The 12,040-nt window shown below is 62.7% G+C and carries 8 protein-coding genes; 7 read left to right on the top strand and 1 reads right to left on the bottom strand.

All coding sequences use genetic code 11. From position 1 onward, the window contains the following. Positions 1-25: 25 nt before the first annotated feature. On the bottom strand, positions 26-1,960 hold the full coding sequence (locus Q8X51_RS10690) for a BCCT family transporter (RefSeq protein WP_242001078.1): 1,935 nt from the start codon (positions 1,958-1,960) through the stop codon (positions 26-28). 390 nt (positions 1,961-2,350) lie between these two features. On the opposite strand from Q8X51_RS10690, the gene betI reads away from it, so the two are divergent. The 7 genes from betI to mdtD all read left to right on the top strand — a co-directional run bounded on the left by betI (position 2,351) and on the right by mdtD (position 11,933). Beyond that, a complete protein-coding gene (gene betI / locus Q8X51_RS10685) occupies positions 2,351-2,944 on the top strand; it encodes a transcriptional regulator BetI (protein ID WP_053128113.1) in 594 nt (197 codons plus the stop codon). A 110-nt stretch (positions 2,945-3,054) separates the two neighbouring features. Next, on the top strand, positions 3,055-4,527 hold the full coding sequence (betB, locus tag Q8X51_RS10680) for a betaine-aldehyde dehydrogenase (protein WP_065925473.1): 1,473 nt from the start codon (positions 3,055-3,057) through the stop codon (positions 4,525-4,527). Positions 4,528-4,690: 163 nt separating this feature from the next. Next, entirely contained in the window at positions 4,691-6,394 is a 1,704-nt protein-coding gene (betA, locus tag Q8X51_RS10675) for a choline dehydrogenase (RefSeq protein WP_065925474.1), read from the top strand. A 205-nt stretch (positions 6,395-6,599) separates the two neighbouring features. Continuing rightward, positions 6,600-8,042 (top strand): TldD/PmbA family protein, encoded by a 1,443-nt coding sequence (locus Q8X51_RS10670; RefSeq protein WP_330215105.1) that lies wholly within the window; start codon positions 6,600-6,602, stop codon positions 8,040-8,042. After that, positions 8,042-9,358 carry a TldD/PmbA family protein gene (locus Q8X51_RS10665; RefSeq protein WP_407693666.1) on the top strand — a complete coding sequence of 439 codons (1,317 nt, stop codon included), beginning with the start codon at positions 8,042-8,044 and terminating at the stop codon, positions 9,356-9,358. The genes Q8X51_RS10670 and Q8X51_RS10665 overlap by 1 nt, the downstream gene beginning before the upstream one ends. A 220-nt stretch (positions 9,359-9,578) precedes the next feature. Further along, on the top strand, positions 9,579-10,469 hold the full coding sequence (locus tag Q8X51_RS10660; protein ID WP_027606025.1) for an alpha/beta fold hydrolase: 891 nt from the start codon (positions 9,579-9,581) through the stop codon (positions 10,467-10,469). 36 nt (positions 10,470-10,505) lie between these two features. Continuing rightward, on the top strand, positions 10,506-11,933 hold the full coding sequence (mdtD, locus tag Q8X51_RS10655) for a multidrug transporter subunit MdtD (RefSeq protein WP_065925478.1): 1,428 nt from the start codon (positions 10,506-10,508) through the stop codon (positions 11,931-11,933). The last annotated feature ends 107 nt before the right edge of the window (positions 11,934-12,040 follow it).

The following is a 12,040-nucleotide window of genomic DNA, read 5'->3' as shown; positions in this document are numbered from 1 at the left end:
GTGACACCACCGGGCTTTCAACGCATCAGCTATAGACACGGCCAAGGAGCTGCCGATGGCTTTCAAACTGATCGAGCACGTCCCGGGTGATCTGTTCCTGGGCGAAGCCCATCAGGTCGTATTCCTGAGGCCCGTTGTGCAGGTACACCTCGGCCCGGTAATAGCGGGTGCGTTCTTCTTCGGGCAGGTCGCTCGGTGCCGACGAGTAAGCATCCAGGCTCACTTCATAAACGAAGGGGTTGCCCTCTTCCATCTCGATGCGCACACCGATGCAGCGCTTGGACTTGCCCAACAGCGTCTGCACTTCCAACCCTTGCTCACGCAACGCGACCGCCGCCTCTTCCAGCGCCGGCGTGACGTGCTTGTCCATAAAGCGCTGCACAGTGCCCTGGCTCGGTTGCAGGTCGAGTGCCGTCAAGCGCTCGCTGAAGCCGCGACGCCCGCGTTCAGCCAGTTGCGCCTGCTCCTGTTCGATCGCCACGTCCTGGCGCATCGCCTTGTGCAAACCGAACATAAAGAAAATCAGCACCACCGAGAACGGCAGCCCCGCCAGCACCACCATGGTTTGCATGGCTTCGAAGTTGCCGGCAAACAGCAGGCCGATGGTCACCAGGGTGATCACCGCCGACCAGAAGATGCGCAGCCAGTGCGGCGCATCTTCATCCACATTGCCGCCTTTGCAGGAAAGGTTGGCCATCATCACCGCACCGGAATCCGCCGGGGTCAGGAACAGCACAAAGCCCACGAAGATCGACACGCCGATGACGATTTTCGACGCCGGGTAATGCTCCAGCAGTTGGTAGATGGCCATGGACGGTTGTTCCAGCGCCGTCTTGCCCAACTCCACCGCACCATGGTTCAACACCAGGTCCAGCGCCGAGTTACCGAAGATCGACAGCCACGCCAGGGTAAAGCCCAGGGGAATCAGCAACACGCCGGCCACCAGTTCACGCACCGTGCGGCCACGGGAAATCCGCGCGATGAACATGCCCACGAACGGTGCCCAGGAAATCCACCAGGCCCAGTAGAACAGGGTCCACAGGCCCATCCAGCGTTCGGTCTTGTCACCGTCGCCTTCGTACACATAGAGGTCGAAGGTTTTCAGCACGATGCCGTTGAGGTAGTCGCCGGTGTTCTGCACCAGGCCGTTGAGCAGGTGCAGGGTCGGGCCGAACAGCAGCACGAAGATCAGCAAGCCGCTGAACAGCACGATATTGAGGTTGGACAGGCGGCGGATGCCGTTCTCCACGCCCGACACGGCGGCGATGGTCGCCACGGTGCTCATCACGATGATCACGATCAGCAGGTTGGTGTTGCTGTGCGCCATGCCGAACAGGTTTTCCAGGCCGGACGACACCTGCATCGAACCGATGCCCAGGTTGGTCACCAGGCCCAACAGGGTCACGAACATGCCGAAACCATCCACCGCGTGACCGGCCGCGCCCTTCACCCAACGCTCACCCACCAGCGGGTACAGCGCCGAACGCAAAGCCAGCGGCTGGTTATGCCGGTAGGCGAAGTACGCCACCGCCAGGCCGACCAGCGCATAGATCGCCCAGCCATGCAGGCCCCAGTGCAGGAAGGTCAACTGCAACGCCTGGCGTGCCGCGCCATTGCTGGCAGCGGCGCCTTCGGGCGGGTTGAAGTAGTGATCCAGCGGCTCGGAGGCGCCGAAGTACAGCAGCGAGATGCCGATACCCGACGAGAACAACATGCCGGCCCAGGCGCCGTAGCTGAAGTCCGGGGTGTCGTCCTTGCTGCCCAGTTTCAACTTGCCGTAGGACGAAAACGCCAGGCCGACCACAAATACCAGGTAAGCGGCGATGACCACCATGTAGTACCAGCCGAAGCTTTTGGAAAGCCAGGCCTGGGCTACGCCGAGCATGCGCCCGGCCTCCTGCGGGGCGATGATCAGAATGGCGGTCAACAACAGAATCAGCGCGGTGGAGGTGTAGAACACCCAACCGTTGACCCGGACCTTTTCCGGCGGGGTCTTTATAAGAGAGGCAGAACTCATGGCGCAGATGCTCCAGGCAGTGCGAGAGAGAAACACAAGGCAACGGTTATCCCGGCCTATCGATTTTTCGGCAGTCGACGGACGGGTGTTATAAAGACACCCCGAAAATCCTTGAGCCCCACCAGGCAGTGGGCAGGCCTTGATACCGCCTGTTTCAAAGGTTTTTGCAGGTGCCGGATGTCGCGGCCTTCACGTAGGAAATACCTGTAGGCAGCGACCATTTGTCGCAGAGCTTATTCTTTGTTGATTGAACGTTCAATCAAAACAAAATAGACTGGCCTTCAAGTCGACGAACGTTCATCGCCCGTCGGCAGGCCTAAGGAGAGGTGCTACATGCCCAAGGTCGGTATGCAACCCATACGCCGCCAACAGTTGATCGAAGCCACATTGACGGCCATCGACCAGGTCGGAATGGGAGATGCCAGCATTGCGCTGATCGCCCGTTTGGCCGGGGTCTCGAACGGCATCATCAGTCACTACTTTCAGGACAAGAACGGCCTGATCGCCGCGACGATGCGCTACCTGATGAACGTGCTGATCGAGAACGTCCACGAACGCAGGCTTGCGCTGAAGGACGACAGCCCACGGGCGCACCTTCGGGTGATCATCGAGGGCAACTTCGACGCCAGCCAGGTCAATGGCCCGGCAATGAAAACCTGGCTGGCCTTCTGGGCCACCAGCATGCATCACCCGTCATTGCACAGGTTGCAGCGGATCAACGATCAACGTCTGTATTCCAACCTGTGCTGCCAGTTCCGCCGAGTGCTGCCGCTGCCGCACGCACGCAAAGCAGCCAGAGGCCTGGCGGCCCTGATCGACGGTTTGTGGTTGCGCGGTGCCCTGTCGGGAGACGCTTTCGACACGGCGCAGGCGCAACGGATCGCTTACGAATACATGGATTTCCAATTGGCCAAGCAGGTGAGTTAGAGCCCTTATAAACGCTCAACCCCTGAACGTCCGCCGCCCAGTGTTGCCACACCCTCATGGCCCACTTTGCGGCGGGTAACGCCAACCACTTATGCACTTGCGAGGACTTTATGGCCCGTTTCGACCTGCAAAAACTCTACATTGACGGCGGCTACAGCGACGCTGGCAGCGATGCCACCTTCGACGCCATCAACCCGGCTAACGGTGAAGTTCTCGCCCAAGTGCAACGCGCAACGTTCGACGACGTTGAACGTGCCGTGGTCAGCGCGGAAAAAGGCCAGAAAATCTGGGCCGCCATGACCGCCATGGAGCGTTCGCGCATCCTGCGTCGTGCCGTCGACATCCTGCGCGAGCGCAACGACGAACTGGCCGCCCTGGAAACCCTGGACACCGGTAAAGCCTTCTCCGAAACCCAGTACGTCGACATCGTCACCGGCGCCGACGTGCTGGAATACTACGCAGGCCTGGTACCGGCCATCGAAGGCGAGCAGATCCCTCTGCGCGACACCTCGTTCGTCTACACCCGCCGCGAGCCCCTGGGCGTGGTCGCCGGTATCGGCGCCTGGAACTACCCGATCCAGATCGCCCTGTGGAAATCCGCACCGGCCCTGGCCGCCGGTAACGCGATGATCTTCAAGCCAAGCGAAGTCACCTCGCTGACCACCCTGAAACTGGCCGAGATCTACACCGAAGCCGGCGTTCCAGCAGGCGTGTTCAACGTCTTGACCGGCAGCGGCCGTGAAGTCGGCACCTGGCTGACCGAGCACCCGCGCATCGAGAAAGTCTCGTTCACCGGCGGCACCGACACCGGCAAGAAAGTCATGGCCAGCGCTTCGAGCTCGTCGCTCAAGGAAGTGACCATGGAACTGGGCGGCAAGTCGCCGCTGATTGTGTTCGAAGACGCCGACCTGGATCGTGCGGCCGACATCGCGATGATGGCCAACTTCTACAGCTCCGGCCAGGTCTGCACCAACGGCACCCGCGTGTTCGTGCCCAAGCACCTGCAAGAGGCATTCGAAGCCAAGATCGTTGAGCGTGTTGCGCGCATCCGCGTTGGCGACCCCCAGGACGCCAACACCAACTTCGGTCCGCTGGTCAGCTTCGCCCACATGGAAAGCGTGCTGGGCTACATCGCCAAAGGCAAGGAAGAAGGCGCCCGCGTGCTGTGCGGCGGCGACCGCCTGACCGACGGCGACCTGGCCAAAGGCGCCTTTGTGGCCCCGACCGTGTTCACCGACTGCACCGACGAGATGACCATCGTCCGTGAAGAAATCTTCGGCCCGGTGATGAGCATCCTCACCTACGAAACCGAAGAAGAAGTGATCCGCCGCGCCAACGACACCGACTTCGGCCTGGCTGCGGGCCTTGTGACCAAGGACCTGAACCGCGCCCACCGCGTGATTCACCAGCTGGAAGCGGGCATCTGCTGGATCAACGCCTGGGGCGAATCCGACGCGAAAATGCCGGTGGGTGGCTACAAGCAATCCGGTGTGGGCCGTGAAAACGGCATCAGCTCGCTGAACAACTTCACCCGCATCAAATCGGTACAGGTTGAGCTGGGCGACTACGCCTCGGTGTTCTAAGCAACCCCACTCAACTCAGCGCGTATCGATCCCAAGGTCCGCCGTAGCAGCTGACGAGCGCAAGCGAGGCTGCGTAGCGATCTTGGGGTCTGCTACGCAGCCCAACGCAGCCTCGTTCCTCGGCAGCTGCTACGGGCGGCCAAACTTTTAAGAGGGTGCATTTATGTCCCAAGAATACGACTACATCATTGTGGGTGCCGGCTCCGCCGGTAACACCCTGGCGACCCGCCTGACCGAAGACGAAGGCGTCACCGTCCTGCTGCTGGAAGCCGGCGGCCCCGACTACCGCCTCGATTTCCGCACCCAGATGCCCGCCGCCCTGGCCTTCCCGCTGCAAGGCCGCCGCTACAACTGGGCGTACGAGACCGATCCGGAGCCACACATGGACGGCCGCCGGATGGAATGCGGACGCGGCAAGGGCCTGGGTGGCTCTTCGCTGATCAACGGCATGTGCTACATCCGTGGCAACGCCATGGACTACGACAACTGGTCGAAGCTGCCGGGCCTGGAAGACTGGAGCTACCTCGACTGCCTGCCGTATTTCCGCAAGGCCGAAACCCGCGACATCGGCCCCAACGACTGGCACGGCGGCGATGGCCCGGTCAGCGTGACCACACCTAAAGCCGGCAACAACCCGCTGTTCCACGCCATGGTTGAAGCGGGCGTGCAGGCCGGTTACCCGCGCACCGAGGACTTGAACGGCTACCAGCAGGAAGGCTTCGGCCCGATGGACCGCACCGTCACGCCTAACGGCCGTCGCGCCAGCACCGCGCGCGGTTACCTGGACACGGCCAAGAAGCGTTCGACTCTGACCATCGTCACCCACGCCCTCACCGACAAGGTGTTGTTCGAAGGCAAGCGTGCCGTTGGCGTGCGTTACCTGATCGGTGCCGCCGAAGAGCGCGTTGAAGCCCGTGCGCGTAAAGAAGTGCTGGTGTGCAGCGGCGCAATCGCTTCGCCGCAACTGCTGCAACGCTCCGGCGTCGGCCCGGCCAAGCTGCTGGAAAGCCTCGACATCCCGGTGGTCCACGACCTGCCTGGCGTCGGCGAAAACCTGCAGGACCACCTTGAGCTGTACCTGCAATATGCGTGCACCCAGCCGGTGTCGCTGTACCCGTCGCTGCTCTGGTACAACCAGCCGGCCATCGGTGCCGAGTGGCTGTTCAACGGCACCGGCATCGGCGCCAGCAACCAGTTCGAAGCGGGCGGTTTCATCCGTACCCGTGAAGAATTCGAATGGCCGAACATCCAGTACCACTTCCTGCCGGTCGCGATTAACTACAACGGCAGCAACGGTGTGAAAGAGCACGGTTTCCAGGCGCACATGGGCTCCATGCGCTCGCCGAGCCGTGGTCGCGTGCAACTGAAGTCGAAGAACCCACGGGACTACCCGAGCATCCTCTTCAACTACATGGCCACCGAGCAGGACTGGCAGGAATTCCGCGACGGCATCCGCCTGACCCGCGAAATCATGCAGCAGCCGGCACTGGACCCGTACCGTGGCCGCGAAATCAGCCCGGGTATCGAGGTGCAAACCGATGAGCAGTTGGACAAGTTCATCCGCGAGCACGCCGAAACCGCGTTCCACCCGTCCTGCTCATGCAAGATGGGCGACGACGAGATGGCCGTGGTCGATGGCGAAGGCCGCGTGCATGGCATGCAGGGCCTGCGCGTAGTCGATGCGTCGATCATGCCGATCATCACCACCGGCAACCTGAACGCGCCGACGATCATGATCGCCGAGAAAATCGCCGACAAGATCCGTGGCCGCCAGCCGCTGCCGCGCAGCACTGCCGACTACTACGTGGCCGGCGACGCGCCGGTGCGTGGCAAGCCGTTGCGTGAAGTGGGGCCATTGGCGCAATAACGCTAAACCCTGTGGTGAGCGGGCTTGCCCCGCGCTGGAGTGCGCAGCGCTCCCAATATTTTTGGGGCCGCTGCGCAGCCAATGCGGGGCAAGCCCGCTCGCCACAGGGGCACTTGCCACAAAGAATCACCTCTCCTTGATCGCTCCCCAGCCCAGGCCTACTCTGTGTGCCTGCCCGCGCTGAGCCGCCCACAAGGAAGGCCCCATGTTCGACCACCACGCCACACTCAAGCAGCACTTCAGTGCCCTGCGCACCACCGCCGAATTTTTCTCCCTGCGTTACGTGCGCGAGTCCGGCCAGTACCTGTCGGTGCGCAAGAACGTCGCCGAACCGCCGCACCTGAACCACGACGAAGGCGCCATGCTCACCGTGCGTTTGAACGGTGTGGAAACCTACGCCGCGACCCACGATATTTCCCTGCCTGGCCTGCAAGCCGCCCTCGAGCGCGCCGAACAGCAAGCCCGCCTGATAAAACCTCACGCCCTGCTCGACCTGCGCGACCAACCGGTGTCCAGCGACGTCGCCGACTACCTGTCGCCGCACCTCGAGCACGCCTTCCCGTCCTTGAGCGACTGCTACCAACTGCTCGGCGATGAGTCCTCTGCAGTGCCCCAGGACGAGCGCCTGGTGAACTGGGAAGTCAGCCTCGGCCTGACCCACGTCGAGCAGATCTACCTCAACAGTGCCGGCGCCGAACTGCGCCAGGCCCAGCGGTTTGTGTTCCCCGGCGTCAACGTCACCGCCTACGACGGCAACGACAGCCAGTCGCGCACCCTCGGCGGCAGCAACTTCGGCCAGCAAGGCGGGTTTGACGTGATCAGCCGCTTCGGCCTGGTGGGCGCCGCGCCGCGCATTGCCGACGAAGCCCTGCAACTGCTGCTGGCGCCAAACACGCCCCAGGGCCCGCGCGACCTGCTGCTGATGCCCGACCAGATGATCCTGCAGATCCACGAGTCCATCGGCCACCCACTGGAACTCGACCGCATCCTCGGCGACGAGCGCAATTACGCTGGCACCAGTTTTGTGAAGGCCAGCGACTTCGGCCAGCTGCAATACGGTTCCAAGCTGTTGAACGTGACGTTCGACCCGGACATTCCCGAGCAACTGGCCAGCTACGGCCATGACGACGACGGCACCGCCGCCAGCAAGCAATTCCTGATCCGCGAAGGGCTGCTGCTCAAGCCCCTGGGTGGGGCGTTGTCGCAGTTCCGCTCGGGCATGGGCGGCGTGGCCAACAGCCGCGCCAGCAGCTGGAACCGCCCGCCGATCGACCGCATGGCCAACCTGAATATCGAAGCCGGCGATAAGAGCCTGGCGCAACTGATTGGCGGCATCGAAAGCGGCATCCTGATGTCGACCAACCGTTCGTGGTCCATCGACGATGCACGCAACAAGTTCCAGTTCGGCTGCGAGTGGGGCCAGTTGATTGAAAACGGCGAGCTCAAGGGCGTGGTAAAGAACCCCAACTACCGGGCGATTTCCGCGCAGTTCTGGCGCAACCTCAGCGCCGTGGGCGACGCCAGCACCTTCAAGGTGCTGGGCACGCCGAACTGCGGCAAGGGCGAGCCCAACCAGGTGATCCGCGTCGGCCATGCGTCGCCGGCCTGTGTGTTCAGCAACGTTGACGTATTTGGAGGAGATGCCTGATGAACACCTTCAAGGCATTGGTGCAGTGGCTCAAGCAGGCCATCACCGACAAGGAACAATTCCACCTGGGCTACGCGGCAGAATCGTCCGAGTTCGTGCGCTTCAACCACGCCAAGGTGCGTCAGGCCGGGCACGTGCAGCAGGCCAGCCTCAACCTCAAGCTGATCAGCGATGGCCGCCATGCCGACCTCGGCATCACCCTGGCCGGCGAGCCCGAGCTGGATCGCCAGCGCCTCGCCGACGGCCTGCGCCAATTGCGCGAAACCCTGCCGCTGCTGCCCCATGACCCGTACCTGCTGCTCAACCACAACGCCTGGCAAAGCCACAACGAACAGGCCCGCCCCCTGCCCGACCTGGCCCAGGTACTGGAAGAAATCAGCCAGGCCGCCGATGGCCTCGACCTGGTCGGCTTCTATGCCGCCGGCCCGATCAGCCGGGGCTTCGCCAGTTCGGACGGTGCGTTTGGCTGGCATCAGGCCAATAGCTTCAACTTCGATTTCAGCCTGTTCCACGCCAATGGCGAGGCGGTAAAAGCCAGCTACGCCGGCGACGCCTGGGACAGCGCCGAGTTCGCCCGGCGCCTCCAACTGGCGCGTGAACAGCTGGAATTCCTCGGCCGCCCGCTGCACCCGTTGGCGCCCGGACAATACCGCGCCTACCTCGCGCCGGCGGCGCTGGAAGAAATCATCAGCATCATCACCTGGGGTGGTTTTTCCGCCCAGGCCATCGCCAGCAAAGGCAGCTCGTTGCAACGGCTGTATGCCGGCGAGCAGTCCTTGAGCCCGCTGGTGACGGTGAAAGAACACATCACCGACTCCCTGAGCCAGGCGTTCTCCAGCGAAGGCTACCCGCGCAGTGACGTCACGCTGATCAATGCCGGCCAGGCCGACGGCCAACTGGTGAACTCGCGCAGCGCTGCCGAATATGGCCTCAGCGCCAACGGCGCCAGCGGCGATGAGTCACCGAGCGCCTTGCAGATCGCGGCAGGCAACCTGGCCCAGGCCGAGATCCTCAAGCAACTGGGCACCGGGCTCTACATCAGCAACCTGTGGTACCTGAACTACTCCGACCTGCCCGCCGCACGCCTGACCGGCATGACGCGCTTCGCCACGTTCTGGGTGGAAGACGGCGAGATCAAGGCGCCGGTCAGCACCATGCGTTTTGATGACAGCGTCTACCAGTTGCTCGGTTCGCAACTGGAAGCGCTGACCGCCGAGCGGGAACTGCTGCTGTCGGCCAGCACTTATAGCCAGCGCAATACCGCGTCCAACCTGTTGCCGGGTGCCCTGGTTAAACGCCTGACCCTGACCCTGTAGATCCCCCCTGTGGGAGCGGGCTTGCCCTCTCCCACCTTGTCCTGTGCTGATTTCAGACATCCCGGTTTCATCCCTTCCTACCGTAAATTCTCTTCCTCCCAGTCTGCACGGGCAGCCTGTTGTCGCCTGCGAAAAACCTCGTTATAACGGTTAGTGGCACCCCGCCACCCCACCCACGAGAGCACGACCTTGCCCGGGAAGGGCAAGCTGGAGCGTTGACATGAACCATGGAAGTTTTGTCATAGAAAAGCTGTTCAAGCACTACAACGTTCATGTTGAGCAACTGGGAAACGATTCGGAAAAGAAGACCATTCTGATGGTCAATGGCGCACTGTCCACCACACGCTCATTCGCCCGTACCAGCAAATGCCTGGCCGAGCATTTCAATGTGTTGTTGTTCGACCTGCCCTTCTCGGGCTATTCCCGCGAACACAACACCGACCTCGACCTGGTGACCAAGGATGACGAGGTGCAAATCCTGCGCGCCCTGGTCGAACGCTTCCAGGTCAACCATCTGGTCTCGGCCTCCTGGGGCGGCATCTCCACGCTGCTGACCCTGGCGCACAACCCGCCGTCGATCGAAAGCTCGGTGGTGATGGCCCTGGCGCCCAACCTCAACCAGGCCATGCTCGACTATGTGGAGCGCGTGCGGGTGCTGATCGAGGCCGATGACAAATCCGCCGTCGGCCACCTGCTGAACGAGACCGTCGGCAAATACCTGTCGCCACGCCTCAAGCGCAACAACCATCGGCACCTGTCAAACATGGCCACCACCGAGTACCGCCAGGCGCGCTTTCATATCCACCAGGTGCTGGCATTGGGTGATGGCAACTACCTGCCGGCGCTGCGGCAGATCGAAACCCCGGTGCACTTTCTCAATGGTGCGCTGGACGAATACACCCCCGCCGCCGAGGCCCGACTGTTCAAACAGTACGTGGGCCACAGCAGCTTTGCGGTGGCCGAACACACTGGGCATTTACTCGACCTGGAGTCCCGCGAGGCCGCTTTGGCGGTGCACCGGGCGTTGTTGGATTTCCTGGTGGGAGAGCACGCGAACTTGTCGGACTTAGACGAACCGCCAGTGGGAAAAGGAGCGACGAATGGCGCATAATCGCCGACACATAGCCGGCTAACAAAAAGGTACCCCATGCCAGATCGTGCCCCTCTCGATGCCAAGACCGCCCGCTGGCTCCCCTGGGTGGTCGCGATTGCCTTCTTCATGCAATCGCTGGATGGGACGATTCTCAACACGGCACTGCCGGCCATGGCCCGGGACCTGGCGGAAAACCCGCTGCGCATGCAAGGGGTGGTGATCGCCTACATGCTCACCGTCGCCTTGCTGATCCCGGCCTCGGGCTGGATCGCCGACCGCTTCGGCACCAAGAAGATTTTCTTCGGTGCGATCATGCTGTTCAGCATCGGCTCCTTGCTGTGCGCCCTGTCCAGCAGCCTGACCATGCTGGTGGGCGCGCGGGTCATCCAGGGCCTCGGCGGTGCGCTGATGCTGCCGGTCGGGCGGCTCGTGGTGCTACGCGCCTACCCCCGCTCCGAGCTGGTGCGAATCATGGGTTTCATTACTATCCCCGGCCTGCTCGGGCCCTTGCTCGGCCCGACCATGGGCGGCTGGATGGTGCAATACCTGACCTGGCACTGGATCTTCCTGATCAACCTGCCGGTGGGCATGATCGGTTGCTACGCCGTGTGGAAATTCATCCCCGACCTGCGCGGCAGCGAGCGCACGCGCTTCGATGGCCTCGGTTTCCTGCTGTTCGGCGCGGCGATGGTGCTGATCACCATTGCCATGGAAGGTCTGGGCGAGCTGCATCTGCCCCACCTGCGGGTGATGCTGCTGCTGTTCGGCGGGTTGGCGTGCCTGGCGGCGTACTGGCTGCGCGCCGGGCATATCGATAACCCGTTGTTTTCACCGGCGCTGTTCAAGACCCGCACGTTTGCGGTGGGCATCCTCGGCAACCTGTTCGCGCGCCTGGGCAGCGGTGCCTTGCCGTTCCTGGTGCCGTTGCTGCTGCAAGTGGCCCTGGGGTATTCGCCGTCCCAGGCCGGCATGAGCATGCTGCCCCTGGCGGCGGCGGCGATGTTCGCCAAGTCGGTGGCGCGCCCGTTGATCGAGCGCCTGGGTTATCGCGTGGTGCTGACCGGCAACACCCTGGCCCTGGGCATCATGCTGGCGAGCATGGGCCTGGTCAGCGAACAGACGCCCTACCCGCTGCTGCTGGCCATGCTGGCGGTGCTGGGGGCGATCAACTCGCTGCAATTTACCGCGATGAACACCGTCACCCTCATCGACCTTGACGACGCCCAGGCCAGCAGCGGCAACAGCTTGCTGTCAGTGGTGGCGCAATTGTCCCTGAGCCTTGGGGTAGCATGCGCCGGTGCGTTGCTTGGCGGCTTTACTGCCGAGTCCGGCAACGATGGCGTGGAAAGCGTGCTCGGCGCCTTCCAGCTGACCTTCCTCACCGTGGGCATCATGGCGATGCTGGCGGCGGCGATCTTCCTGCAATTGTCGCCCAAAGACGGTAAACGGGCGGCCAGCCCGGAACAGCATATCGAGCATTAACCAGCGTCTCGTCTAGAACTTGCGGGGAAATTCCCACAGGGCTGGTACACTGCGCGACATTTTGTTTTGCAGAGCCAGTCCCGTGACTACCATCGCCACCGCTTTTA

Source organism: Pseudomonas sp. Yb2C2 (genome assembly GCF_052112325.1).
Taxonomy (GTDB): Bacteria; Pseudomonadota; Gammaproteobacteria; order Pseudomonadales; family Pseudomonadaceae; genus Aquipseudomonas; species Aquipseudomonas marginalis.
This window is presented reverse-complemented; position numbering and strand designations above follow the sequence as displayed.

Bases quoted from the DNA above. Each gene is read 5' to 3' on its own strand.
- Q8X51_RS10665 (WP_407693666.1), top strand. From the start codon at position 8,042: ATGAACACCTTCAAGGCATTGGTGCAGTGGCTCAAGCAGGCCATCACC.
- Q8X51_RS10660 (WP_027606025.1), top strand. From the start codon at position 9,579: ATGAACCATGGAAGTTTTGTCATAGAAAAGCTGTTCAAGCACTACAAC.
- Q8X51_RS10670 (WP_330215105.1), top strand. From the start codon at position 6,600: ATGTTCGACCACCACGCCACACTCAAGCAGCACTTCAGTGCCCTGCGC.
- mdtD (WP_065925478.1), top strand. From the start codon at position 10,506: ATGCCAGATCGTGCCCCTCTCGATGCCAAGACCGCCCGCTGGCTCCCC.
- betI (WP_053128113.1), top strand. From the start codon at position 2,351: ATGCCCAAGGTCGGTATGCAACCCATACGCCGCCAACAGTTGATCGAA.
- betA (WP_065925474.1), top strand. From the start codon at position 4,691: ATGTCCCAAGAATACGACTACATCATTGTGGGTGCCGGCTCCGCCGGT.
- betB (WP_065925473.1), top strand. From the start codon at position 3,055: ATGGCCCGTTTCGACCTGCAAAAACTCTACATTGACGGCGGCTACAGC.